The organism is Amycolatopsis sp. NPDC003861 (assembly GCF_053605405.1).
The window spans coordinates 1-22,994 of the sequence record NZ_JBSGJD010000158.1 but is presented as its reverse complement, the minus strand read 5'-3'; the positions used below and the strand labels follow the sequence as shown (position 1 = coordinate 22,994).

The 22,994-nt window shown below is 71.5% G+C and carries 24 protein-coding genes and 2 riboswitches; of the genes, 13 read left to right on the top strand and 11 right to left on the bottom strand.

Features of this window, described 5'->3' with window-relative positions:
- Positions 1-301 precede the first annotated feature (301 nt).
- A complete protein-coding gene (locus ACWEVN_RS31515) occupies positions 302-1,117 on the bottom strand; it encodes an SGNH/GDSL hydrolase family protein (RefSeq protein WP_449687406.1) in 816 nt (271 codons plus the stop codon).
- A 268-nt stretch (positions 1,118-1,385) separates the two neighbouring features.
- Here ACWEVN_RS31515 and ACWEVN_RS31510 point away from each other — a divergent pair, with 268 nt between their 5' ends.
- Positions 1,386-2,045, top strand: coding sequence for a DUF3159 domain-containing protein (locus tag ACWEVN_RS31510; RefSeq protein WP_452053695.1), 660 nt, complete (start codon positions 1,386-1,388; stop codon positions 2,043-2,045).
- 109 nt (positions 2,046-2,154) lie between these two features.
- Here ACWEVN_RS31510 and ACWEVN_RS31505 read toward each other — a convergent pair whose 3' ends face one another.
- Together ACWEVN_RS31505 and ACWEVN_RS31500 are read right to left on the bottom strand one after the other, a co-directional pair.
- A complete protein-coding gene (locus ACWEVN_RS31505) occupies positions 2,155-3,111 on the bottom strand; it encodes an N-acetylglucosamine kinase (protein WP_452053694.1) in 957 nt (318 codons plus the stop codon).
- Positions 3,108-4,154: an SIS domain-containing protein gene (locus ACWEVN_RS31500; RefSeq protein WP_310968802.1), complete on the bottom strand. Its 1,047-nt coding sequence runs from the start codon at positions 4,152-4,154 to the stop codon at positions 3,108-3,110. The genes ACWEVN_RS31505 and ACWEVN_RS31500 overlap by 4 nt, the downstream gene beginning before the upstream one ends.
- A 148-nt stretch (positions 4,155-4,302) precedes the next feature.
- Here ACWEVN_RS31500 and ACWEVN_RS31495 point away from each other — a divergent pair, with 148 nt between their 5' ends.
- Both ACWEVN_RS31495 and ACWEVN_RS31490 read left to right on the top strand, forming a co-directional pair.
- Positions 4,303-5,058 carry a GntR family transcriptional regulator gene (locus ACWEVN_RS31495; RefSeq protein WP_086846871.1) on the top strand — a complete coding sequence of 252 codons (756 nt, stop codon included), beginning with the start codon at positions 4,303-4,305 and terminating at the stop codon, positions 5,056-5,058.
- Positions 5,059-5,151: 93 nt separating this feature from the next.
- Positions 5,152-6,684, top strand: coding sequence for an MFS transporter (locus tag ACWEVN_RS31490; RefSeq protein ID WP_452053693.1), 1,533 nt, complete (start codon positions 5,152-5,154; stop codon positions 6,682-6,684).
- Between the two features lie 106 nt (positions 6,685-6,790).
- Here ACWEVN_RS31490 and ACWEVN_RS31485 read toward each other — a convergent pair whose 3' ends face one another.
- Positions 6,791-7,741, bottom strand: coding sequence for a threonine ammonia-lyase (locus ACWEVN_RS31485; RefSeq protein WP_452053692.1), 951 nt, complete (start codon positions 7,739-7,741; stop codon positions 6,791-6,793).
- A 147-nt stretch (positions 7,742-7,888) separates the two neighbouring features.
- Between ACWEVN_RS31485 and ACWEVN_RS31480 the strand changes: the two genes are divergently transcribed.
- Positions 7,889-8,641: a hypothetical protein gene (locus ACWEVN_RS31480; RefSeq protein ID WP_452053691.1), complete on the top strand. Its 753-nt coding sequence runs from the start codon at positions 7,889-7,891 to the stop codon at positions 8,639-8,641.
- A 1-nt stretch (position 8,642) separates the two neighbouring features.
- Here the strand turns inward: ACWEVN_RS31480 and thiE are convergent, their stop codons facing one another.
- Positions 8,643-9,302, bottom strand: a complete 660-nt coding sequence (thiE, locus tag ACWEVN_RS31475; protein WP_452053690.1) for a thiamine phosphate synthase — start codon at positions 9,300-9,302, stop codon at positions 8,643-8,645.
- A 31-nt stretch (positions 9,303-9,333) separates the two neighbouring features.
- A riboswitch (TPP riboswitch) is annotated at positions 9,334-9,439 on the top strand.
- Here thiE and thiO point away from each other — a divergent pair.
- The 4 genes from thiO (at position 9,433) to ACWEVN_RS31455 (ending at position 11,992) form a co-directional block, all read left to right on the top strand.
- Positions 9,433-10,506: a glycine oxidase ThiO gene (gene thiO / locus ACWEVN_RS31470; RefSeq protein WP_452053689.1), complete on the top strand. Its 1,074-nt coding sequence runs from the start codon at positions 9,433-9,435 to the stop codon at positions 10,504-10,506. It overlaps the preceding riboswitch by 7 nt.
- Complete coding sequence (gene thiS, locus ACWEVN_RS31465) at positions 10,506-10,706, top strand: sulfur carrier protein ThiS (protein WP_449687780.1); 201 nt, start codon at positions 10,506-10,508, stop codon at positions 10,704-10,706. The genes thiO and thiS overlap by 1 nt, the downstream gene beginning before the upstream one ends.
- Position 10,707: 1 nt before the next feature.
- Positions 10,708-11,466, top strand: a complete 759-nt coding sequence (thiG, locus tag ACWEVN_RS31460) for a thiazole synthase (protein ID WP_449687781.1) — start codon at positions 10,708-10,710, stop codon at positions 11,464-11,466.
- 97 nt (positions 11,467-11,563) lie between these two features.
- A complete protein-coding gene (locus tag ACWEVN_RS31455) occupies positions 11,564-11,992 on the top strand; it encodes a MarR family winged helix-turn-helix transcriptional regulator (RefSeq protein ID WP_086846856.1) in 429 nt (142 codons plus the stop codon).
- On the opposite strand, the gene ACWEVN_RS31450 is transcribed toward ACWEVN_RS31455, so the two are convergent.
- Both ACWEVN_RS31450 and thiD (ACWEVN_RS31445) read right to left on the bottom strand, forming a co-directional pair.
- A complete protein-coding gene (locus ACWEVN_RS31450) occupies positions 11,989-12,795 on the bottom strand; it encodes an ion transporter (protein ID WP_449687782.1) in 807 nt (268 codons plus the stop codon). The genes ACWEVN_RS31455 and ACWEVN_RS31450 overlap by 4 nt on opposite strands.
- Positions 12,796-12,854: 59 nt before the next feature.
- Positions 12,855-13,682, bottom strand: coding sequence for a bifunctional hydroxymethylpyrimidine kinase/phosphomethylpyrimidine kinase (gene thiD, locus ACWEVN_RS31445; RefSeq protein ID WP_452053688.1), 828 nt, complete (start codon positions 13,680-13,682; stop codon positions 12,855-12,857).
- 105 nt (positions 13,683-13,787) lie between these two features.
- On the opposite strand from thiD (ACWEVN_RS31445), the gene ACWEVN_RS31440 reads away from it, so the two are divergent.
- Positions 13,788-14,798, top strand: coding sequence for a phosphatidylinositol-specific phospholipase C domain-containing protein (locus tag ACWEVN_RS31440; RefSeq protein ID WP_452053687.1), 1,011 nt, complete (start codon positions 13,788-13,790; stop codon positions 14,796-14,798).
- Here the strand turns inward: ACWEVN_RS31440 and ACWEVN_RS31435 are convergent.
- A complete protein-coding gene (locus ACWEVN_RS31435; protein WP_452053686.1) occupies positions 14,795-15,718 on the bottom strand; it encodes an NADP-dependent oxidoreductase in 924 nt (307 codons plus the stop codon). The genes ACWEVN_RS31440 and ACWEVN_RS31435 overlap by 4 nt on opposite strands.
- A 91-nt stretch (positions 15,719-15,809) precedes the next feature.
- On the opposite strand from ACWEVN_RS31435, the gene ACWEVN_RS31430 reads away from it, so the two are divergent.
- From ACWEVN_RS31430 to ACWEVN_RS31420, 3 genes are read left to right on the top strand one after another with little or no spacing between them, the layout of a single operon-like run.
- Complete coding sequence (locus ACWEVN_RS31430) at positions 15,810-16,205, top strand: winged helix-turn-helix transcriptional regulator (protein ID WP_449687786.1); 396 nt, start codon at positions 15,810-15,812, stop codon at positions 16,203-16,205.
- Positions 16,206-16,236: 31 nt separating this feature from the next.
- Positions 16,237-16,428: a hypothetical protein gene (locus ACWEVN_RS31425; RefSeq protein WP_449687787.1), complete on the top strand. Its 192-nt coding sequence runs from the start codon at positions 16,237-16,239 to the stop codon at positions 16,426-16,428.
- Positions 16,425-17,126, top strand: coding sequence for a DUF6338 family protein (locus tag ACWEVN_RS31420; RefSeq protein ID WP_452053685.1), 702 nt, complete (start codon positions 16,425-16,427; stop codon positions 17,124-17,126). The genes ACWEVN_RS31425 and ACWEVN_RS31420 overlap by 4 nt, the downstream gene beginning before the upstream one ends.
- Here ACWEVN_RS31420 and thiD (ACWEVN_RS31415) read toward each other — a convergent pair.
- The 3 genes from thiD (ACWEVN_RS31415) to ACWEVN_RS31405 all read right to left on the bottom strand — a co-directional run bounded on the left by thiD (ACWEVN_RS31415) (position 17,069) and on the right by ACWEVN_RS31405 (position 20,565).
- The gene (thiD, locus tag ACWEVN_RS31415; RefSeq protein ID WP_452053684.1) at positions 17,069-17,866 is read right to left on the bottom strand and encodes a bifunctional hydroxymethylpyrimidine kinase/phosphomethylpyrimidine kinase; all 798 of its coding nucleotides are present in this window, start codon (positions 17,864-17,866) and stop codon (positions 17,069-17,071) included. The two genes, ACWEVN_RS31420 and thiD (ACWEVN_RS31415), sit on opposite strands and share 58 nt — an antisense overlap.
- The gene (gene thiC / locus ACWEVN_RS31410) at positions 17,863-19,500 is read right to left on the bottom strand and encodes a phosphomethylpyrimidine synthase ThiC (protein ID WP_452053683.1); all 1,638 of its coding nucleotides are present in this window, start codon (positions 19,498-19,500) and stop codon (positions 17,863-17,865) included. The genes thiD (ACWEVN_RS31415) and thiC overlap by 4 nt, the downstream gene beginning before the upstream one ends.
- Positions 19,494-19,615: riboswitch (TPP riboswitch) on the bottom strand. Its footprint overlaps the gene before it by 7 nt.
- Before the next feature lie 38 nt (positions 19,616-19,653).
- Positions 19,654-20,565, bottom strand: a complete 912-nt coding sequence (locus tag ACWEVN_RS31405; protein WP_452053682.1) for a S1C family serine protease — start codon at positions 20,563-20,565, stop codon at positions 19,654-19,656.
- Between the two features lie 201 nt (positions 20,566-20,766).
- Between ACWEVN_RS31405 and ACWEVN_RS31400 the strand changes: the two genes are divergently transcribed.
- On the top strand, positions 20,767-22,932 hold the full coding sequence (locus ACWEVN_RS31400; RefSeq protein ID WP_452053681.1) for a glycoside hydrolase family 15 protein: 2,166 nt from the start codon (positions 20,767-20,769) through the stop codon (positions 22,930-22,932).
- The last annotated feature ends 62 nt before the right edge of the window (positions 22,933-22,994 follow it).

The following is a 22,994-nucleotide window of genomic DNA, read 5'->3' as shown; positions in this document are numbered from 1 at the left end:
GCTCGATTGTCACAACGGACGGTGGAGCCGCGTCAAGGCGGGAAAGCGTGCCTTGACCCGGCACCACCGTCCGCGTGCCGGCTTCGGATCGGGGTGGCGGGGGAGGCCTGGGTGGGGTGCCGGTTGGGCGTCCGCGTCTCGTTCGGGCCGGTGGAATGCCTGCTGCTCCGGCTTTGGCGGAGCTCTGTCTGGGAGGGTGGGCCGGGCAAGCGCAGGGCCCCGCAAGCGCAGCCCAGAGGGACCTCCCAGCGCGCGCACCCCTCGCCCGCGCCGAAAGCCCTACCAACAACCCGCGAAGGGCTCAGCTCGCCTGCTGCCGCCGGGCGCTGTCCGTTACCTCGAGTACGTCCAACGGCACCAGCGGTGCCAGCTGCGGCCGCTTCGGGGACAGCCCGTCCCCCATCGACTCGCCCCTCAGCTGCCGCCGGATCCACGGCAGCAAATGCACCTTCGTCCACGTCAGGTCCGACCGGCGGGAGTCGATCCAGCGGTTCGGCGTCTCCTCCAGGGGCCACGGCTCGCGCCAATCCGACTCCACCGGGATCCCCAGCACCTCCGCCGCCTTCAGGGCGATGCGGCGGTGGGCCTCCGGGGAAAAGTGCAACCGGTCGTCGCTCCAGGCGCGGCGGTCGTGGAGGGGGCCCATGGTCCACAAGTCGACCATGCGCGCTCCGTGACGCTCCGCGATTGCCCACAGATTCGTGTTGTAGATCGCCACCTTGCCGCGCAGCACCGACATCACCGACAGGACCTTCGTGTCCGGGCCGTTGAACAGCAACACCGGGATGCCCGCCTCGCGCAGCTTCGCCACGCCCTCCTCGAGGCGCTCCGCCACCGCGTCCACGTCCGCGCCCGGCACGATGATGTCGTTGCCGCCCGCACAGAGCGTGACCAGGTCCGGCTTCAGGTCGAGCGCGATCGGGAGCTGCTCGTCCAGGATCTCGTCGAGCATCTTGCCGCGCAGGGCCAGGTTGGCGTACTGGAAGTCGCTGCGGCCGGCCGCCAGTACCTCGGCCAGGCGGTCGGCCCAGCCGCGGAAGGAACCGTCCGGCAGGTCGTCGTTGAGCCCCTCGGTGAAGCTGTCACCGAGGGCTACGTAGCTGTCGAATCCGTACACGTGGGTCCCCTTCCCATCCCTGCGACCGACACACCCCGACATGTAGTTGTACACCTCAACTAACCATCGGCCGCAAACCCGCTCCACCCCCGGGCGTTCAGCCTGCGGTAACAGTGTCTTATCTTGTCGGCCTTCTGTGCCTCTCTATTACGCAGTCTTCACCTTCCGCATGCCGTGAAACCGCACACTCGGAGGCAAACCCGGCACCCGATGTGGCGAAGATCTCCCTCCCCGGGGCGTCCCGCGCACGATCCGGCAGGCTGGACACGTGTCCGGAGAACCCCGTGAGTCGCTCACGCAGATCCTCGGTGGCCGCCGGGGGGCGCTCGACGCCAGCATCCCGCCCGTCGGCTTCGTCGCCGGGTGGCTCGTGGCCGGTCAGTCCGTCGCCTGGGGCGCCGGGGCCGCCGTCGCGGTCGCCGTCGCGGTGGGGTTCTACCGGATCGCCCGTGGTGGCAAGGTGCGCGCGCTCGTCGTCAGCCTGGCCGCCGTCGTCGCGGCCGCGCTGATCGCCCTGCACACCGGCCGGGCCCAGGACTTCTTCCTCCTGCAGCTGATGTCCAATGTGGCCAGCGCGCTGCTCTGGGCGGCCAGCATCGTCGTGCGCTGGCCGCTGCTCGGCGTCGTCGTCGGCCTGCTGCTGGGCCAGAAGACGCGCTGGCGCCGCGACACCGTGCTGCTCAAGGCCTACTCGCGCGCCAGCTGGGTGTGGGTGCTCCAGTACACGCTGCGCGTGGTCGTCTACGGCCTGCTGTGGTGGGCCGGCCAGGTGCTCGCGCTCGGCGTGGCCCGGACGGTGCTCTCCTGGCCGCTCGTCGCGCTCACCGTCGCGGTCAGTGGCTGGGTGCTCTACCGGGCGTTGCCGCCGGAACACCCCGGCCTCCGCCTGGCGCCGGAAACCCGCTCGGACGACGTACCGGGGGCATAAGGCGGCCCCCGGCGAGGGGGGAGGGTCCGGGGGCCACTGCCTACGGTACCCGGACTCCCGGGTTCAGTCGACGGTTTCGCGTCTTTGCGCCGCGTTTTGCTCGAGATCCTTACGCCCGGGGCCGTGGCGTCCCCTCGCCGAAGGCGTCCACGGCGGCCAGCCAGGCCGCCCCGAGCACCCCATCGGAGCTGGTCAGCACCTCGAGCTCACCCAGACGGCGGCGCACCAGCTCCCCGACCGGGCTGGCGCCGGTGAGCACCGAGCCGACGAGCACGACCGGAGTCGACTCGCCGGGCTCGCGCGCCGCCAGGGCGTTCTCGGCCAGGTGCCCGGCCGCGCGGGCGACGATCTCCCGGGCCGCCGGCTCGCCCGCGTCGTGCGCCGCGCTCACCAGCGGGGCGAACCGGGCGAGCCGGACCGGCGGCTCCGCGTTGGCCGCGGTGATCAGCGCCCGGGACGCGGCCAGCCTTCCGGCGTCGTCGCGGACGTCCAAAACGGACAGTCCGAGGGCCGCGGCCAGCACCGCCGACGGGAGCCCGTCGAGCGGCCGGCCGCGGCCCAGTGCCTCCAAAGTGGAGCGGACGGCTTCGCGGCCGAGCCAGAACGCCGACCCTTCGTCGCCGAGCAGCCAGCCGTAGCCACCGGTCGTGCCCGCGAGCCGCCGCTTGCGGATCCGGCCCGCGATCGAGCCGGTGCCGGCGACGACGACCGTCCCGTCCGGCGCCGAGGTCGCCGACGCGTACGCCACTTCGGCGTCGGCGACCGTCCGGACGGCACACGTGAGACCGATTCGCGTCCACGCCGCGTCGAAGACCGCCGCCACGCCGCGATCGCTCAGCTTGCTGACCCCGGCCATGCCGACGACGCACGCCCGTACGGCGCCGGGGTCATGGCCGCCGAGCGCCGCGGTGATCGCGTCCGCGATCCGGCCCGCGGCGACCTCGGGCGCGTGCGCGTTCGGGTTCGCCCCTTCGCCGCGCCCGGTGCCCAGCACCGCGCCGGTGGCGTCGACCAGTGCGGCCCTGGTCGACGTCCCGCCGGCGTCGACGCCGATCGCGAAGCTCACCTCGTCTTGGTCACCTTCAGCAGGCCGCGCGGGCTGTCCGGGTCGCCGCCGCGGGCCAGCGACAGGCCGAGCGCGATCCGCTGGATCGGCAGGATCTCCAGGATCGGCGCCAGCTCCTCGACGGTCTGCGGCACGTCGATGCGCAGCGCCGCCGGGGCCTGGGCCGACGCCGAGCCGACCGCGACGACGTCCGCGCCGCGCTTGCCGACGGCGTCGATCACCTCGCGCATCGCGTCGGCGCCGTGCCCGGCGCTGGTCACCGCGAGGACCGCGGTCTGGTCGTCGACCGCGGCGACCGGGCCGTGCAGCAGGTCGGCGCCGCTGTACGCGCGGGCCGCGAGGTAGCTCGTCTCGGCGAGCTTGAGGGACGCCTCCAGCGCGGTCGCGTACGAGTAGCCGCGGGCGGCGGTGAGCACCCGGTTCACGAACCGGTAGCGGTCGACCGCGCGCTGCACGCCCTCGGTGGCGCCGTCGAGGGTCTGCTGCGCCAGCTCGCCGATCTTCTCGGCGTCGGCCGCCTTGCCGCCGCGCACCGCGTCGATCAGCAGGTACAGCGCCATCAGCGTCGCGGAGTACGTCTTGGTGGCCGCGACGGCCTTCTCGACACCCGCGCCGATGTCGACGCCGAGCTCGGACGCCGCCCGCAGCGGCGAGTCCGGCGTGTTGGTGACCGAGACCGTCAGCGCGCCCTGGCGCCGCGCCGTTTCGGTGACCTCGATCAGGTCAGGCGAGCCGCCGCTCTGGCTGACCGTGACGAAAAGCACGTCCCGCAGATCCGGCCGAGCGCCGTACAGAGTGGCCGTGGACGGGGAAACCAGACCCGCCGGAAGGCCGAGGAGTACCTCGATCAGGTACTTCGCGTACAACGCTGCGTGGTCGCTCGATCCACGCGCCGCGAGCAAAGCGAACCGCGGGGGGCGTTGTGAGATCTTTTCCGCCACTTCGGCGATTTCCGCCTGACGCGCCACCAGTCCGGCCAGGACGTCCGGTTGCTGGGCGATCTCCGCGGCCATGTGCGCGCCGGGCCGTTGTTCGGTCATCATTTTCCTCTCCACCTCCGGCATTATGTACCGGACTCAGGCGGCGTCGGTCAGGTCTAGACCAATGTTATAGGGGCGGCGCGTTTGGGGAAAAGGGTACGTTTCTTACGGGGACGTGGCGTGCGATGAGGGAAGACATAGGGAGCCGGGCATGTTGGAGACCACCACCACGGGCGAGGCGGGCGCCGTCGCCGGGATGCGCGGGCAGCGCGAGCCCAAATACTGGGCGCTGAAACAGCACCTCCTCGACCTGCTGGACGTGCTGCCGCCGGGGTCGCCGATCCCGACCGAACGCGCGCTCGCCGGGGAGTTCACGGTCTCCCGCACCACCGTGCGCCAGGCGCTGGCCGACCTGACCGCCGAGGGCCGGCTGCACCGGGTGCAGGGCAAAGGCACCTTCGCGGCCGAGCCGAAGCTCGCGCAGCGGCTCCAGCTGTCTTCCTACACCGAGGACATGCGCAAACAGGGCCTGAAGCCGTCGTCGAAATTGTTGGAAGTCGAGGAAATGCCGGTCGAGGGCGACCTCGCGAAGCTGCTCGGCATCCGGACCGGCGCGAAAATCCTTCGTCTTCGACGACTTCGACTGGCGGACTCGCAGCCGATGGCGCTCGAGACGACGCACCTGCCGCTCGGCCGCTTCCGCGGGCTGCGCAAGCACGTCTCGGCCGGCGGTTCGTTGTACGCCGTTCTACGCGAGCACTACGGCGTCGAACTCGAACGCGCGGAAGAAACGATTGAGACGTCCCTGGCGGGGCCGCAGGAAGCGGAGATGCTCGGCGCGGACGTCGGCATGCCGGTGCTGATGCTGACCCGCCACTCGTTCGCCACGGACGGCAAGCCGGTCGAGTTCGCCCGCTCGGTCTACCGCGGCGACCGCTACAAGTTCGTGACGACGCTGCTGCCGTAACGCCTCGTGAGTGGTAAGGCGGGTTAGAACCCTCCTTGCCACTCACGACCTGCCGGGTTGACGGGGTGCTGCGGTGGCGGTGAAGGTGACCGGGTGACTGCCACCGAAGACACCGGGATCCGCTGGGGCACCGGCGCCGCGCGCGGCCTGCTGGCCACCACCATCCTGGGCTCCGGCATGGCGATGCTCGACGGCACCATCGTCAACGTCGCCCTGCCCCGCATCGGCGCCGAGCTCAACGCCTCCGTGGCGGGGCTCCAGTGGATCCTCGACGGCTACATGCTGGCCCTCGCCGCGCTCATCCTGGTCGCCGGTTCGCTCGGCGACCGGTACGGCCGGCGCCGCATGTACCTCGTCGGCGTCATCTGGTTCGGCGTCGCCTCCGGGCTGTGCGCCGCGGCGCAATCCACCGAAATGCTCGTCGCGACCCGGATCCTGCAGGGCATCGGCGGCGCGCTCCTGACGCCGGGGTCGCTCGCGATCCTCCAGGCGTCCTTCGCGCACGACGCCCGTGCCCGCGCGATCGGCGCCTGGTCCGGCCTCGGCGGCATCGCGGCCGCCGCCGGGCCGCTGCTCGGCGGGTTCCTCGTGCAGGTGTGGTCGTGGCGGCTGGCGTTCCTAATCAACGTGCCGATCGCGGTCGCGGTGGTGCTGATGGCCCGCCGGTTCGTCCCGGAATCGCGTGACCCCGACGCCACCGGGCACCCGGACTTCGGCGCCGCCGCGCTCGGCGCCCTCGGCCTGGCCGGGATCACCGGCGCGCTGGTCGAGGCGCCCGCCCGCGGCATCGGCGACCCGCTCGTGCTCGGCGCGGGCCTGCTGGGGATCGCCGGGCTGGCCGCGTTCGTCGTCGTCCAGCACCGCTCGCACGAGCCGCTGGTGCCGCCGTCACTGTTCGGCGACCGCACGTTCACCCTCTCGAACGCGCTGACCTTCGTCGTCTACGCGGCCCTCGGCGGCGTGATGATGCTGCTGGTCATGCAGCTGCAGGTCTCACTCGGCTACTCGCCGACGGCGTCCGGCCTGGCCGGGCTCCCGCTGACGGTGATCATGCTCCTGCTTTCGGGCCGTTCCGGCGCGCTCGCGCAGCGCATCGGCCCGCGCCTGCAGCTGGTCGTCGGCCCGATCGTGGTCGGCGTCGGGATGCTGCTGATGCTGCGCATCGCGCCCGGCGCGTCCTACCTCGGCACGGTGCTGCCCGCGGTGGTCGTGTTCGGGCTCGGCCTGGCGACGGTCGTGGCGCCGGTGACCGCGACGGTGCTCGCCGCGGCCCCGGACCGCTACGCCGGTGTCGCGTCCGGCGTCAACAACGCCATCGCCCGCTCGGGCGGCCTGCTGGCCGTCGCGGTGCTGCCGGCGGCGGCCGGGCTGACCGGCGAGGCGTACGCCGACCCGGTCGCGCTCACCGCGGGCTGGCGGACGGCGCTGGTCATCTGCGCGGCCCTGGCGATCGCGGGCGGCCTGATCGCGCTGGGCATCCACAACGGCGTCCTCGCGCCACCGTCGTCGCCTTCGCCGGGCGCCAAGCCGGACGACGACTGCCCCCACCTGGGCGAGTGCTACCACTGCGGCGTCGAGGGCCCGCCGACGCACATCCGCGGGGGCTCCTCCGTCGCCGGCTCCTAGCCAAAGCGCCCCAATGTGGCGTTGGTTGCGTCCAGCGCGCCGAACGCCACATTGGGTGCGCTGGATGCACCGAACGCCACATTGGGGCGCTTGAGGCGGCCAGGGCTCAGCCCGCGAGGATCTCGGCGAACAGCGCCGGGTCGGCGTTGCCGCCCGAGACGAGGACGACCGTCTTGCCGGCCGGGAGCTCGCCGGCGTGGGACAGGTACGCCGCCAACGTCACCGCGCCGCTCGGCTCGGCCACCAGCCGGGCCTTGCGGGCGAGGACGCGCATCGCCTCGCGGATCTCGTCCTCGGAGACCGTGACCATCTGGTCCACCACTTCCCGCAGGTGAGCGAAGGTCAGCTCGGACGGCTGCGAGCGCAGGCCGTCGGCGATCGTGCGGGCGCGGTCGGCCTGCGGCCACCGGACCAGCTCACCCTGCCGCAGGCTGTCGGCGACGTCCGCGGCCAGCGCGGGCTCGACGCCGATCACGCGCGCCCGCGGGCACCGGGCCCTGATCGCGGTGCCGACCCCGGCGGCCAGCCCGCCACCGCTGATCGGGACGAGCACGACCTCGACGTCCGGCAGGTCCTCGGCGATCTCCAGGCCGGCGGTGCCCTGCCCGGCGATGATGGCCGCGTGGTCGAACGGCGGGACGAGGGTCAGCCCGCGTTCGGAGGCCAGTTCGCGCGCTTTGGCCTCGTGCTCGCCGATCGGGACCTCGATCACCTCGGCGCCGTACGAGCGGGTGGCCTCGACCTTGATCCGCGGCGCGACGTCCGGCACGACGATCACCGCGGGCACGCCGTAGCGCTGCGCCGCGTACGCGACTGCCTGCGCGTGGTTGCCGCTCGAGTACGCGATGACACCCCGGGTGCGGGCCGCGTCGTCGAGGGAGGCGATGGCGTTGAACGCACCGCGCACCTTGAAGGCGCCGACCGGTTGCAGACTTTCGGGTTTGAGCCACAGGGTTCCGCGGGGATCCCAGGTCTGGAGCAGCAGGGGCGTGCGTACGGCGACATCTTCGACGCGCTTCGCGGCGGCCTCGATGTCAGAGATCGTCACCAGTTCCATGTGCCGAGTATGTCAAGAAAACGTTCGGTCTGGAGTGTCTATTATGGACAGACGAAGTGGTCCTCCTCACGCCGTGGCAACGAGGGGAGTTCCTCACACGCCTTAGACGTTGGACAGGGGAGAACACGGACTACCTAGATCGGGATCATGACCAAGGAGAAAGCAGCGGCTTCGGAGGAGAAGGAAGAGAAGTCGGGCCTGCGGATCGCGCAGGTCCTGGCGGCGGCGCTGGCGGCGGTGACCGCGGCGCTGCTCGGCTCGACGCTGGGCGTGGCGGGCACGGTGGTCGGCGCGGGCGTGGCGAGCGTGGTGTCGACGGTCGGCAGCGAGCTGTACCTGCGCTCGCTGCAGCGCACGCGCGAGGCGGCCCTCAAGGCGCGTCAGCTCGCGACGTCGGGCATCCGGCGGCGCGGGCCCGCGGAGCCGCCGGAGGTGCCGGCGACGGCCGAGGTGCCGATCACCGACCAGTCCACGGTGCAGCTGGCGAAACCCGACTCGGCACGGCTGTCCGCGCGGCTGAAGAAGCTGCGCTGGCCGTTGATCATCGGCACCAGCGTGGCGGCGTTCGCGGTGGCGATCCTGTCGATCGTCGGCTTCGAGTCGGCCACGGGCACCCAGATCGGCGGCGGCACGGGCTCGAGCATCGGCAAGATCTTCTCGGGCGGCAGCGGCCACGAGGACCGGACCCCGTCGTCGACCACCCCGCCGACCTCGACGGACGACACCCAGGTGTCCCCGACGGAGACGACCCCGACGGTGACGTCGACCCCGCCGACGACGTCGTCCGAGACCCCGTCGACCACGCCGGGCACGACGACCGAGCAGCCGTCGACCTCGGCCCCGGCGACCACGGCGACCCCGCCGACCAGCAAGGGCGCCGGGACGACGCCGACCCCGTGACTCAGGCCAGCGCGGCCCGCAGCGCGCGGGCCGCGGCCTCCGGGTCCTCGGCTTCGGTGATCGCCCGGACGACCACGATCCGCGACGCGCCCGCCTCCAGCACCGAGGGCAGCCGCTCGCCGTCGATGCCGCCGATGGCGAACCACGGGCGATCCGGCGTCCAGGCCGCCGTGTCGCGCACCAGGTCCAGGCCCGGCGCGGGGCGGCCCGGTTTCGTGGGCGTCGGCCAGCAGGGGCCCGTGCAGAAGTAGTCCACGCCGGGTTCCGCGGCCGCCGCGAGCGCCTGGTCGAGCGAGTGCGTCGAACGGCCGATCACGACGTCGTCGCCCAGGATGCGGCGGGCCAGCGGCACCGGGATGTCGTCCTGGCCCAGGTGCAGCACATCGGCACCGACCGCCAGCGCGACGTCGGCGCGGTCGTTCACCGACAGCAGCGCGCCGTGGCGGGCGCACGCCTCCGCGAGCACCTCCAGCGCGGCGATCTCGCCGGCCGCCTCCAGAGCGCCGGTTTTGTCGCGCAGCTGGATGATGTCGACGCCGCCCGCGAGGGCCGCGTCGGCGAAGGCGGCGAGGTCCTCACGCGAAGTGCGGGCGTCCGTGCACAGGTACAGGCGCGCCGAGTCGAGGCGGGCGCGGATCTTGTCACCGGAGAGGGCGGGCATAGCGGCGACCGTACCGCGCGCGTTAGGGTGGAGGTGTCCGCACGGGAGCCCGAGGCACGGGCTGAGAGGGAGCTGCCGCTCCGACCGTGGAACCTGATCCGGGTCATGCCGGCGCAGGGAGCGTGATCCCATGACGAACCTGGCAGTGGTGGGCGGCGGCGTGATCGGCCTGTCCACGGCGTGGCGAGCCGCGCGCACCGGCCGGAAGGTCACCCTGTACGACCCCGAACCCGTCCGCGGCGGTGCGTCCTGGCTGGCCGGGGGCATGCTCGCGCCGGTCACCGAGGCGTGGCCGGGCGAGGAGGACGTCCTCCGCCTCGGGGAAGAGTCGCTGAAGCGCTGGCCGGCGTTCGCCGCGGACCTGGCGCGGGACGGCACCGACCCGGGATTGGCCGGGCACGGGACGCTCGTCGTCGCCTTCGACCACGCCGACGCCGGCCACCTCGACATCCTCGCCGGTCACCTGCACTCGCTCGGCCGCGCGGCCGAGCGGCTCACCGGCCGGGAGGTCAAGCGGCTCGAACCCGGTGTCGGATCCGTCCGAAGTGGACTCAACGTACCCGGTGACCTGGCGGTGGACAACCGGAAACTCCTCGACGCGCTGTACGCGGCGTGCCTGAAGCGCAACGTCCGGTTCGTCCGCGAGCGCGTCGAGGAACTCCCGGACGCCGAAGCCGTCGTGCTCGCCGCGGGCGCCTGGACCGGGCGGCTGCACCCGCTGCTCGCCGACGCCGTCCGCCCGCTCAAGGGCGAGATCCTCCGGCTCAAGCCCCGCCGCGGCTGCCTGCCGCCGCCGGCCCGCACCGTCCGGGCCGTCGTCGAAGGCCGCCCGATCTACCTCGTCCCGCGCGGTGCCGCCGAGCTCGTCCTCGGCGCCACCCAGTACGAGGCGGGCTTCGACCGGGCCGTCACCGCCCGGGGCGTGCGCGAGCTGCTCGAAGGCGCCGAACGCGTCTTCCCCGCGATCACCGAGTACGAGCTGGCCGAGACCGCCGCCGGCCTGCGCGCCGGCAGCCGGGACGCGCTGCCGTACCTGGGCGTCTTGGACGGCGGGGTTTTCGCCGCGACCGGGCACCACCGCAACGGCCTGCTGCTGGCCCCGGTGACCGCGGACGCCGTGGTCGCCTGGCTCGACGGCGACGAGCCGCCCGAAGGCGTCGAAGCGGCTTCGCCCGCCCGCCTGCACGAGAAGGAGCACGTGTGATGGAGATCAAGCTCAACGGCGAGTGGACGGCGTTCCCAGACGGCGCCACCGTCGCCGACGTCCTCGACGCGTCGGGCGGGCAGCGGCCCGGCATCGCCGTCGCGGTCGACGGCGTCGTCGTCCGCCGCGCCGACTGGGCGGCCACCCCGGTGCCCAAGGGGGCGGTCCTCGACGTGCTCACCGCGGTCCAGGGAGGCTGAAATGGACGAAGAACCACTGGTCATCGGCACGACGAAGCTGACGTCCCGGCTGATCATCGGCACCGGCGGCGCGGCGAACCTCGCCGTGCTGGAACGCGCGCTGGTGGCGTCGGGCACCGAGCTGACCACGGTCGCCATGCGCCGCGCCGACGCCGAAGGAGGCTCCGGCGTCCTCGAACTCCTGAAGAGGCTCGGCATCGAGCTGCTGCCGAACACGGCGGGGTGCCGGACGGCCGCCGAAGCCGTGCTCACCGCGCAGCTCGCGCGCGAGGCGCTGGAGACCGACCTCATCAAGCTCGAGGTGCACGCCGACGACCGGACGTTGCTGCCGGACCCGATCGAGACCCTCGACGCCGCCGAGCGGCTCGCCGCCGACGGGTTCACCGTGTTCGTCTACACGAACGACGACCCGGTCCTCGCGCTGCGCCTGGAGGAGGCCGGCTGCGCCGCGGTGATGCCGCTGGGCGCGCCGATCGGCACCGGGCTCGGCATCCGGAATCCGCACAACATCGAACTGATCGTCTCGCGGGCGGGCGTCCCGGTCATCCTGGACGCCGGAATCGGCACGGCCTCGGACGCGACCCTCGCCATGGAGCTCGGTTGCGACGCCGTCCTGCTCTCCACGGCCGTCACCAGGGCGGCCGATCCGGAGCGGATGGCCGCGGCGATGCGTTCCGCCGTGGTCGCGGGACGGTTGGCTCGGGAAGCCGGGCGGGTGCCGCAGCGCTTCTGGGCGCAGGCTTCGAGCCCACCCCGTTAAACCAGGGCGCCTTAACGCCGACCGTGACCTCGAACCCGTAAGGTGGACGGCAATTTCCGGCGCACCCGCGGCGGGGCGAGGGCAGAAGGAGCCAGCCGTGACGAGCACATCGGTCCAGGACGTCTCGGGCAGGTTGTACCTCGCCGTGGGCAGGCTCTCCCGGTCACTGCGGCAGGCCGGCGTGCCGGGCCCGGGCCACGGCGCCATCTCGGCGCTGGCGACGCTGGTGCACGCGGGCCAGCTCCGGCTCGGCGACCTCGCGGCCAAGGAGGGCGTGGCCGCGGCGACGATGTCGCGGATCATCGCGTCCCTGGTCGAGGCGGGGTACGTGAGCCGCGAGTCCGACCCGGTCGACCGCCGGGCGTGGCTGGCGAAAGCCACTGAAGAGGGCGAGCGGCTCGTGTCCGGTGTCCGGTCGACGCGCGTGCAGGAGCTGAACCGGCGGCTCGACCGCCTTTCGCCGGACCACCGGGAGGCGCTGCTGGCGGCGCTGCCGGCCCTCGAAGCCCTGATCGCGGACGATTAAGCCGCCTTCTCCTGCCGCAGTTCGGCCAGCTCCGCGCGCAGGGCGCGGAGCTCGTCGAGGATCTCCTGGTTCGCGGCGGCCTGCGCTTCGGCCTGCTTGGCCTCCTCCTCGCGGATGTCCTGGCGCAGCTCGTCCTCCATGCCGCTGACCACGACGGCGATGAAGAGGTTCAGCACCGCGAAGCTGGACACCAGGATGTAGACGACGAAGAAGATCCAGGCCAGCGGCGCCTGCTCCATGATCGTCTTCGCGATGTCCGGCCAGGCCTCGCCGGTCATCACCTGGAACAGGGTGAACAGCGACGTGCCGAGGTCACCGAAGTCGCCGGGGTCGATGGTGCCGAACAGCTTCGTCGCCATCACGCCGGCCACGAAGATGATCAGCGCGAGCAGCGCGGCGATCGACGCCATCCCGGGGATCGCGGCGAGCAGCCCGGAGACGACCTTCCGCATCGACGGCACCACGGAGATCAGCCGCAGGACCCGCAGCACGCGCAGCGACCGCAGGACGGCGAACGGCCCGGTCGCCGGGATCACCGCGATGCCGACCACCAGCAGGTCGAAAACGTTCCAGTTGTCGCGGAAGAAGCTGCCGCGGTAGGCGTAGAACTTCGCCAGCAGCTCGGTGACGAAGATGCCCAGCGCGATGTGGTCGAGGGCGTGCAGAAGGCCGCCGTAGCCGTCCATGAGCGACGTCGACGTCTCCATGCCGAGGGTGACGGCGTTGAAGACGATGACGGCGATGATGAAGTTCTGGAAGCGGCGGCTCTCGAGCACCTGCGCCACCCGCTCGCGTCCGGTCAAGGCCGCCCCCTGCGTTGGTCAAGGATCAGTAAACGCAGGGATGGTAGCCGGACGCGTACTCAGCGCTCTTCGGGAGCCAGCCGCCAGAAGGCCGAGACCGGGCCGACCTTCGCCCCCATCGGGTAGGCGTGCTCGACCGCGTGCGACACGAACCACTTGCCGTACCGCGCGGCCTCGACCACCGACATGCCCTTGGCCAGGCCCGCGGTGAGCGCCGAGGCCATCGTGTCGCCCGCGCCGTGCGTGTGCGGCGTCGAGTAGCGCTTGCCGGGCAGCTCCACGAACGTCGAGCCGTCGAACAGGAGGTCCACGCACTCCGGGTCGGCCTGCAGGTGACCGCTCTTGACCAGGACGTAGCGGGGGCCCATGCGGTGCAGCACGACCGCCGCGGTGTGCATGCCCTCGCGGTCCTTCACGGTCATCCCGGTCAGCAGCCGGACCTCGTCGAGGTTCGGGGTCAGCACCGTCGCGCGCGGGAGCAGTTCGTCGCGCAACGCGTGCAGCCCCGCCTCGTCGAACAGCGGGTGGCCGTGCATCGACGCCGCCACCGGGTCCACGACGAACGGGATGTGCGCGTCCCGGCCGATTTCCGCCTTGTCGCACGCCGCCGCGACGGCGTGGATGATCTCGGCCGAGGCCAGCATGCCGGTCTTCGCCGCGCCGACGCCCATGTCCGCCGCCACCGCCTCGATCTGCCCGGCCACGATGTGCGGCGGCAGGTCGGCGCGGTCGTGCACGCCCAGGGTGTTCTGCACGGTGACGGCGGTGACCGCGACCAGGCCGTGCACCCCGCAGGTCAGGAACGTGCGCAGGTCCGCCTGGAGCCCGGCGGCACCGCCGGAGTCCGACCCGGCGATCGTCAAGGCGGTCGGAAGGCTCGTCGTCATGGTGGTTTCCCGACTTCTGGTCTAGGCCAATCAGCCTCTTTTGCTTCATCAACAGTCAACCACGGTGAGACATTGTGAACGTTACTCACGTTCGAAGGAGCCTGGATGAAGCTCTTCTCGGTGGCCCTCCTCGCGGCCGCGCTCACGCTCTCCGGAGCGACCGCCGCCAGCGCCGACAGCCCCAAGCTGTCCCACGTCACGACCGTCGGCGTGCACAACACCTACGACCCGGCGGCCTACGGCTACCTCGCCCAGGCGCTCGACGCCGGCTCGTCGCTGATCGAGCTCGACGTCTGGCCGGACTTCTTCACCCACGAGTGGAAGGTCAGCCACTCGAACCCGTTGGGGAACAACAACAACTGCGTCGCGGCGACCTCGGCGTCACAGCTCTACAGCGGCGGCAAGAACAAGAACCTGGAGTACTGCCTCGACGACATCCGGATCTGGCTGGCCGCCCACCCCGGGCACACGCCGATCACGCTCAAGCTGGAGATGAAGACCGGCTTCTCCGACAACACCGGCATGGGCCCGGACGAGCTGGACGCGACGTTCCGCTCGCACCTCGGCAGCGTCGCCTTCCGCCCGGCCGAGCTGCTCGGGAGCTACGCCACGCTGGACGACGCGGCCAAGGCGGAAAACTGGCCGTCCGTGGACGCGCTGCGGGGCCGGGTGATCACCGAGATCATCCCGGGCACGGTCGAGGAGCAGAACCCGACCGACACGCTGAAGACCGACGTCGAATACGCGCGCTACCTGGTCGGCCTGAAGAACGCGGGCAAGCTCGGCGACGCGAACATCTTCCCGACCGTGCACGGCGCGGCCGGCGGCGACCCGCGGGACAAGTACACCGCCGACCTCAAGCCGTGGTTCGTGGTGTTCGACGGCGACGCGAACGCGTGGGTCACGCAGACCGGGCCGTGGTGGTACGACGCCAACCACTACTACGTGGTGATGACCGACGGGCAGAACGTCGCGCCGGCCATCGACGCCCACAACCCGACGGTCGACCAGGCCAACCAGCGCGTCGCCGACCTGGCGAAGCAGCACGCGTCGGTGGTCACTTCGGACTGGACCGGGCTCACGACGGTGCTGCCCCAGGTGCTCGCCCGCGGTTAGACGGTCAGCACGAGCTTGCCGGAGACCCGGCCGGATTCACCCAGCTCGTGCGCCTCGGCCACGTCCTCCAGCGGGAAGGTCCGCTCGACGCGGACCTTCAGCTGGCCGGCCTCGATCAGCTCGACGAGGCCGGCCAGCCCGCCGCGGTCGGGTTCGACGAGGATCCTCTTCGTCCGCACGTTGTTCTCGGCCGCCTGTTGCGCCACCCGGTCGGCGACGCCGCTCGGCACGCCGATCAGCAGGCCGCCCTCCTTGACGGCGGGCAGCCAGCGCAGGTCGCTCTCCTCGCCGACCAGTCCGAAGTAGACGTCCACATCGGACGCGGTCGCGTCCGGGTCGTGGTAGTCGATCGGCTCGTCGACACCGAGTTCGCGCAGGAACCCGTGCTTCTGCGCGCTGGCGGTGCCGATGACGTGCGCGCCGCGCGCCTTGGCGATCTGCACGGCGAGGTGGCCGACCCCGCCCGCGGCGGCGTCGACGAACACCCGCTGTCCCTTGTGGACGCCCGCGATGTCGACCAGACCCTGCCAGGCGGTCAGCCCGGCGAGCGGAAGGGCGGCGGCTTCGGCGAACGACAGGCCGGCCGGCTTGCGCACGAAGTGCCGCGAAGGCGCGGTGACGTACTCGGCGTAGGCGTTGGCCGGCCGCGGGAACCACGGCATGCCGAGGACTTCGTCGCCCTCCTCGACACCGGTCGCGCCGAAGCCGGCCTGCTCGACGACGCCGGCGACGTCCCAGCCGACGGTGAACGGCGGCTCGCCGAGGAACCCGCCCCCGCGCCGCACTTTCCAGTCGACCGGGTTGATCCCGGCGGCCTTCACCCGCACCAGGACCTCCGTCGGCCCGGGTTCGGGGCGCGGTGCCTCGGTGACGCGGAGCACCTCCGGTCCGCCGAGGGCCTGCTGGGTCACGACGCGCATTGCTCAACTCCTTCTGGTCCGGGATCGCCTCCATCCTCGGGCCACCGGTCACTTTTCGCCAGAAGGCACTAGTTGGTACTGTAGGTACCTGATGGAAACTACCTGTGACCAGGGCGGACCCTGGGATGTGTACCTCCGCAACTGCCCGTGCCGCGACGTCCTGGACCTGCTGGCCAACAAGTGGACGGCCCTGGTCCTGGGCGCACTGGCCCGCGGCCCGCACCGCTTCGGCGAGCTGCGCCGCGCGGTCGACGGCATCAGCCAGAAGATGCTGACCCAGAACCTCCGCCAGCTCGAGCGCGACGGCTTCGTGACGCGCACGGTGTACCCGACAACGCCGCCGACGGTCGAGTACGCGCTGACGGAGATGGGCGCCGAGGTCGGCGCGCACCTGATCGCGCTGAGCACGTGGTCGCAGGCGAACTTCGGCCGCATCCGCTCGGCGCGCGAGGAGTACGACGGCCGGGAGCTGCAGCCGGTCCGCTGAAACGTCCCACCCGGCCCCGGCGACTCACGAGGTGCCGGTCCGCACCTGGGAGGTGGTCGTGGTGATCGAGGGCGTCATCGCCGCGCTCAACGGGGTGCTCACCGCCCCGCGGTTGGTGCTTCGGGAACTGCTCAAGCGGGACGACCGAGAGCCCGATCCCGACGCCCCGCCCCGCCCCGCCGGCGCGGACGACGACCGCAACCCGCCCGACTACCCCGGATGATCCCCGGCACCTGGCTCGCCGTCATCCTGTTCCTGATCGTCGTCGCGCCGGGCCTGTTCTTCGACCTGCTCGGCGCCCGGCGCCGGGTCGCGGCCGCGGAATCGGCCTTCCGCGAGGCCGGTCGGGTGGCGCTCGGCAGTCTGGGGTTCACGCTGGCGACCATGGTGGTGCTGCTGGGCGTGCGGTGGCTGTTCCCCGGGCTGTTCTTCGACCCCCGCGCGATGATCATCGGCGGCCACGCCTACCTGGCGGACCACTACGGCCGGGTGCTCCTGACGATCGCGGCGGCGACCGTCCTGTCGCACCTGCTGGCGTTCGGGCTGCACAAGGTGCTCGCCCGGCGGGAGGGCGAGGCGTTCCGGAAGGTCAGTGCCTGGGGGCTGGCGTTCCGCGACGGGGTGCCTGCCGGGCACGCGGTGTTCGTCCGGGTGCGGCTGACCAGCGGTCTCGTCTACACCGGGCAGGTCGAGAACTTCACCGCCGACCTGGCGCCGGCCGACCGCGAACTCCTCCTGACGAAGCCGCTGGCCGTCAAGCCCGATGCGGACAGCGCGCTCACCGCGTTGCCCGATGCCTACGAACGCGTACTCCTGCGCGGCTCCGAGATCGAAGTGATCAGCGTGGAGTACCGGCCGGTGCGTCAGCGATCCAGCACCCAGAACGGCGAGACCGGACCCACCCCGGCACCCAGCGGGTAGGCCTCCGCCACGCACCGCTCGATGAACTTCTTCCCCGCCGCCACCGCGTCCGGCACCGAAGCGCCCTTCGCCAGCGAGGCCGTGATCGCCGAGGCCAGGGTGTCGCCGCCGCCGTGGGTGTTCTCCGTGACGTACCGCGGGCCGGTCAGTTCGACGTACTCGCTGCCGTCCGTCAGCAGGTCCACGCACTCGGTCGTGCCCTGCATGTGGCCGCCCTTCACGAGCACCCACCGCGAACCGAACTCCAGCAGGGCCTCGGCCGCCGCGCGCTGCGAAGCCGCGTCCACCACCGACACACCCGTCAGCAAGCGGACTTCGTCGAGGTTCGGCGTGACCAGCGTCGCGCGCGGGAACAGCTCCGTGCGGATCGCTTCCAGGGCGTCCTCGCGCAGCAGCGCGTGGCCCGTCATCGACGCCGCGACCGGGTCGACCACGAACGGGAACGGCCCGACCTCGTCGAGGGTCTTCGCCACCGCGCGGATGATCTCCGCCGTGGCCAGCATGCCCGTCTTCGCCGCGTCGACGCCCATGTCCGACGCCACCGCCTTGATCTGCGCCGAAACCACGTCGGCCGGGATCTCGGTGAAACCCTGTACGCCCAGCGAGTTCTGCACGGTGACCGCCGTCACCGCGACCAGTCCGTGGACGCCGTGCGCGAAGAACGTGCGCAGGTCCGCCTGGATGCCCGCACCACCGCCGGAGTCCGAGCCGGCGATGGTGAGGGCGGTCCTCGGTGTCACGGCTGCACCACCGGCAGGTAGACCTTGCCGCCGGACTCGGTGAACTCCGCCGACTTCGCCTCCATGCCGGCTTCGATGGCCTCCACAGTGGACAGACCGTGCTCCTCCGCGTACTTGCGGACGTCCTGCGTGATCCGCATCGAGCAGAACTTCGGGCCGCACATCGAGCAGAAGTGCGCGGTCTTGGCCGGCTCGGCGGGCAGCGTCTCGTCGTGGAAGGAGCGCGCGGTGTCCGGGTCCAGCGACAGGTTGAACTGGTCGTTCCAGCGGAACTCGAACCGCGCCTTGGACAGTTCGTCGTCCCACTCCTGCGCGTACTTGTGCCCCTTGGCCAGGTCCGCGGCGTGCGCGGCGATCTTGTACGTGATCACGCCGGTCTTGACGTCGTCGCGGTTGGGCAGGCCCAGGTGCTCCTTCGGTGTCACGTAACACAGCATCGCCGTGCCGTACCAGCCGATCTGCGCCGCGCCGATGGCCGAAGTGATGTGGTCGTACGCCGGCGCGATGTCCGTCGCGAGCGGGCCGAGCGTGTAGAACGGCGCTTCGCCGCAGAGCTTTTCCTCGAGCTCGACGTTCTCCTTGATCTTGTGCATCGGCACGTGGCCGGGGCCCTCGATCATCACCTGGACGTCGTGCGAGCGCGCGATGTGCGTCAGCTCGCCGAGGGTTTCCAGTTCGGCGAACTGGGCGCGGTCGTTGGCGTCCGCGATGGACCCCGGGCGCAGGCCGTCGCCGAGGGAGAACGTGACGTCGTACTGCCGGAGGATCTCGCAGAGTTCCTCGAAGTGCGTGTACAAAAAGGACTCTTGGTGGTGCGCCAGGCACCACGCGGCCATGATCGACCCGCCCCGGCTGACGATCCCGGTGACGCGCCGGGCGGTCAGCGGGATGTAGCGCAGCAGCACGCCGGCGTGCACGGTGACGTAGTCGACACCCTGTTCGCACTGCTCGACGATGGTGTCGCGGTACACCTCCCACGACAGGTTTTCCGGCTCCCCGTTGACCTTTTCCAGGGCCTGGTAGATCGGCACGGTCCCGACCGGGACCGGCGAGTTGCGGATGATCCACTCCCGGGTTTCGTGGATCCGCTTGCCGGTGGAGAGGTCCATGATCGTGTCGGCACCCCAGCGGGTGGCCCACACCATCTTGTCGACCTCTTCCTCGACCGACGACCAGACGGCCGAGTTGCCCATGTTGGCGTTGATCTTCACCAGGAAGTTCTTGCCGATGATCATCGGCTCGGACTCGGGGTGCTTGCGGTTGACCGGGATCACCGCGCGCCCGCGAGCCACCTCGTCGCGGACGAACTCCGGGGAAACCCGTTCGCGCGCGGCGATGTACTCCATTTCCCGGGTGATGACGCCCTGTTTGGCCCACCCGAGCTGCGTGTTGTGCTCGCGCCCGTCGGCCCAGCCGGCGCGCAGCCGGTGCAGTCCACTGTGGACGTCGATGGCCGCTTCCGGATCCGTGTAGGGGCCCGAAGTGTCGTAGACGTCGAAGTGTTCGCCGTTGGACAGATCGATCCGGCGGGCGGGCACCCGCAGCCCGGATTCGGTCTGGTGGTACACCTTGCGCGAGCCGGTGATCGGCCCGGTCGTGACGTTCAGCGCAGCATTGCTTTCCAAAGCCGTCAACGACTTTCACTCCCTACGCCGGCATTACCCGGTCAGGTTCATGCGGTCGGTGACGCCTGCGAAACGCAAGTCACCCTCTCAGCCCGCCATGGCGCGAGCTCCCGCGTTGGTGTTGTGCCCCCGACCATGCCACGCCGGAGCGCGATACTCAAGTCACCCGACCAACTCTGCCGGTGTGGCGTACACGTCGACCATGGCTCCGTTGCGCAGCACGGTGATCGGCAGTGCGGTGCCGATCACTTCCGCGAACAGCTGCCGCTGGATGCCCTGGGCGTCCGAGACGCGGGTGCGCCCGACGGTCAGCACGAGGTCGCCGGCGCGCAGGCCCGCCCGGTCGGCCGGGCCGCCGGACACGACTTCGTGCACCCGCAGCCCCGCGCGCTGCCCGGTGCGCTCGGCGACGTCGTCCGGCAGCGGCGCGGGCACGCCGACGACGCCGAGGTACGCGCGCCGCACCCGGCCTTCGACGACCAGCGTGTCGATGATCCGCCGGGTGGTCGCGTTGATCGGCACGGCGAGGCCGAGCCCGACCCCGGCGACGGCGGTGTTGACGCCGACGACCCGCCCGGCGGAGTCGGCGAGCGCGCCGCCGGAGTTGCCGGGGTTGAGCGCGGCGTCGGTCTGGATGACGTCCTCGATCACGCGGGTGGTGCGCCCCTGCCGCACCGGCAGCGCCCGCCCGAGCGCGCTGACGACCCCGGCGGTGACGGTGCCGGAGAAGCCGAGCGGGTTTCCGACGGCGACGACGAGCTGCCCGACGACGAGCCGGTCGGCGTCGCCCAGCACGGCGGCGGCCGGCGTCTCGCCCCGGGCACGCAGCACGGCGAGATCGGACAGCGGGTCGGCGCCGACGACGTCGAAGGGCACCTCGCTGCCGTCGGCGAAGGTGGCGACCCCGCGCCGGTGGTCGCTGACGACGTGGGCGTTGGTGAGCAGGTGCCCGTCCTCGGCGAAGACGACGGCCGAGCCGCTCCCGCGGGCGAGCTGCACCCCGGCGACGTGCGGGGTGAGGGTCTCGGCGACCGTGCTGACCACGCGCGAGTAGGCGTCCATCGCGTCGTCCATGCGCACCTCGATTACACCGTTGCAGGTAATACAATTCTGCGCCCGGAAATCGGTCCTGGACGTTCGCTGTCCGTGAACCGGTTCACCGGACCAGTGACGGTCAGTGGTTCACCGGATCGGACCATGCGCCGGTGAAGGATCGGCGGCAGACTCCCAAGTCGCTTCTGTAACGGTGCAGAAGCGATCTTCTGTGGGGTTGATATGCGAAAACTCATTTCCGGCGCCTTCGCCGGCCTGCTGGTCACCGGCCTGATCCCGGCGACCGCGGTGGCCGCGGAAGAGGCTCCCGGCGCACCCGGGGCCCATCCGAGCTGGCTGCCCGCGAACAAGACCGGGTTCGGCACGGCCCACGACCGGTCGAGCAACGTCTGGTTCACCCTCCAGGGCGGGCAGCTGTCCGAGGTCTACTACCCGGACCTGTCCACGCCCAGCGTCCGCTCGCTGAACTTCGTCGTCACCGACGGCCGCAGCTTCGCCGTCACGGACTACTCGGCGAAGTCGCAGCAGGTGCGGCGGACCGACGACGACAGCCTGACCTACGAGCAGACCATCACCGACGACCAGCACCGCTGGCGCCTCCGCAAGACCTACGTCACCGACCCGGCCGCCACGACCGTCCTGGTCGACGTCGACTTCCAGTCGCTCACCGGCCGGCCCTACCAGCTCTACGCGGTCGCCGACCCGGACCTGACCAACGACGGCTCGGACGACTCCGCCGCCCGCCAGGGCGACGCCGTCACCGCGCAGGACGCGTCGAACGCCGCCGCCCTCACCGCGAAGCCCGCGTTCACGAAGACGAGCGTCGGCTACGCGGGCGCGTCCGACGGGAACACCCAGCTCGCCAAGACCTTCAAGCTGGCGCAGTACGACACGGCCGAGAAGGGCAACGTCGTGCTGACCGGGCAGGCGAACGCCGACGGTCTGCGCAACCGGCACGTCACCCTCACCCTCGGCATGGGCGCGAAGGCCGCCGACGCGCTCGGCAGTGCCCGGGCGTCGCAGCGACGCGGTGTCCGCGACATCACGCGCGCCTACGACCGCGGCTGGCAGCAGTACCTGCGGGGGATCAGCAAGCCGCCGTCGTCGCTGAAGACCGACGCCGAGCGCGACCTCTACAAGGCGTCGATGCTCACCCTCGCGGCGAGCGAGGACAAGCACCACCCGGGCGCCTTCATCGCCTCGCCGAGCATGCCGTGGCGGTTCGGGAACAACGACCCGGAGTGGTCGCCGTCCGGCACCTACCACCTGGTCTGGCCGCGTGACCTCTACCAGATCGCGACCGGCTTGGCCGCCGGCGGCGACAAGGCGGCCGCCAACCGGGCGGTGTCGTACATGTTCGGCCCGCAGCAGCAGGCCGACGGCCACATGCCGCAGAACAGCCGCGTCGACGGCGTCCCGTACTGGACGTCGATCCAGCTCGACGAGACCGCGTTCCCGATCGTGCTCGCCCAGCAGCTCGGGCGGAACGACCTGTGGCCCGGCGTCCGCAAGGCCGCCGACTTCATCCTCGGCTACCGCGGTCCGAACGGGCAGCCGACGCCGTACACGCAGCAGGAACGCTGGGAGGAGCAGGACGGCTGGTCCCCGTCGACGATCGCCTCGGTGATCGCCGGGCTCGTCTGCGCGGCGGACATCGCGGCGCACAACGGCGCTTCGGCGGACGCGGCCCGGTACCTCGCGGCGGCCGACAAGATGAAGGCCGACCTGCCGAAGCAGACGGTCACCACGAACGGGCCGCTGTCGAAGGACCCGTACTTCGTCCGGCTGACGAAGGACGCGAACGCGAACAACGGGACGACGTACAACCTCGGCAACTCGAGCGTGACGATGGACCAGCGGGCGGTCACCGACGCGGGCTTCCTCGACCTGGTCCGGCTCGGCATCTACCGCGCCGACGACCCGGTGATCCGCAACAGCGTGCGGGTGACGGACAAGGACATCGCGTTCACCACGCCGACCGGCCAGTTCTGGCACCGCTACACGAAGGACGGCTACGGCGAGCAGGCCGACGGCTCGCCGTGGGACTACACCTTCCCGGCGGAGAGCCGCACCACGTTCGGCCGGCTCTGGCCGCTGCTCGCCGGCGAGCGCGGCGAGTACGAACTGGCGCTCGGCGACCCGTCGTCGGCCGCGCGGCGGCTGCGTGACCTCGGCCGCGTGAGCAGCTCGGCGGAGACCATGCCGGAGCAGGTGTGGGACGAGAACCCGCCGTCCGGGCAGACCGGCTTCCCGGCCGGCACGCCGAACACCTCGGCGACCCCGCTGGCCTGGACGCACGCCCAGTACGTCCGGCTCGCCTGGGACGTCCGGGCGGGCTCGGTGCTGGAGACGCCGCGCGTCGTCCGGTGCCACTTCCTCGGCTGCTGAGTCTCAAACGCCCCAATGTGGCGTTGGGTGCGTCCAACGCACCCAATGTGGCGTTCGGTGCG

Bases quoted from the DNA above. Each gene is read 5' to 3' on its own strand.
- thiO (WP_452053689.1), top strand. From the start codon at position 9,433: ATGACGAACCTGGCAGTGGTGGGCGGCGGCGTGATCGGCCTGTCCACG.
- ACWEVN_RS31435 (WP_452053686.1), bottom strand. From the start codon at position 15,718: ATGCGCGTCGTGACCCAGCAGGCCCTCGGCGGACCGGAGGTGCTCCGC.
- ACWEVN_RS31495 (WP_086846871.1), top strand. From the start codon at position 4,303: ATGTTGGAGACCACCACCACGGGCGAGGCGGGCGCCGTCGCCGGGATG.
- thiS (WP_449687780.1), top strand. From the start codon at position 10,506: ATGGAGATCAAGCTCAACGGCGAGTGGACGGCGTTCCCAGACGGCGCC.
- ACWEVN_RS31420 (WP_452053685.1), top strand. From the start codon at position 16,425: ATGATCCCCGGCACCTGGCTCGCCGTCATCCTGTTCCTGATCGTCGTC.
- ACWEVN_RS31440 (WP_452053687.1), top strand. From the start codon at position 13,788: ATGAAGCTCTTCTCGGTGGCCCTCCTCGCGGCCGCGCTCACGCTCTCC.
- ACWEVN_RS31430 (WP_449687786.1), top strand. From the start codon at position 15,810: ATGGAAACTACCTGTGACCAGGGCGGACCCTGGGATGTGTACCTCCGC.
- thiE (WP_452053690.1), bottom strand. From the start codon at position 9,302: ATGCCCGCCCTCTCCGGTGACAAGATCCGCGCCCGCCTCGACTCGGCG.
- ACWEVN_RS31485 (WP_452053692.1), bottom strand. From the start codon at position 7,741: ATGGAACTGGTGACGATCTCTGACATCGAGGCCGCCGCGAAGCGCGTC.
- thiG (WP_449687781.1), top strand. From the start codon at position 10,708: ATGGACGAAGAACCACTGGTCATCGGCACGACGAAGCTGACGTCCCGG.
- ACWEVN_RS31480 (WP_452053691.1), top strand. From the start codon at position 7,889: ATGACCAAGGAGAAAGCAGCGGCTTCGGAGGAGAAGGAAGAGAAGTCG.
- ACWEVN_RS31500 (WP_310968802.1), bottom strand. From the start codon at position 4,154: ATGATGACCGAACAACGGCCCGGCGCGCACATGGCCGCGGAGATCGCC.
- ACWEVN_RS31400 (WP_452053681.1), top strand. From the start codon at position 20,767: ATGCGAAAACTCATTTCCGGCGCCTTCGCCGGCCTGCTGGTCACCGGC.
- ACWEVN_RS31405 (WP_452053682.1), bottom strand. From the start codon at position 20,565: ATGGACGACGCGATGGACGCCTACTCGCGCGTGGTCAGCACGGTCGCC.
- thiD (WP_452053688.1), bottom strand. From the start codon at position 13,682: ATGACGACGAGCCTTCCGACCGCCTTGACGATCGCCGGGTCGGACTCC.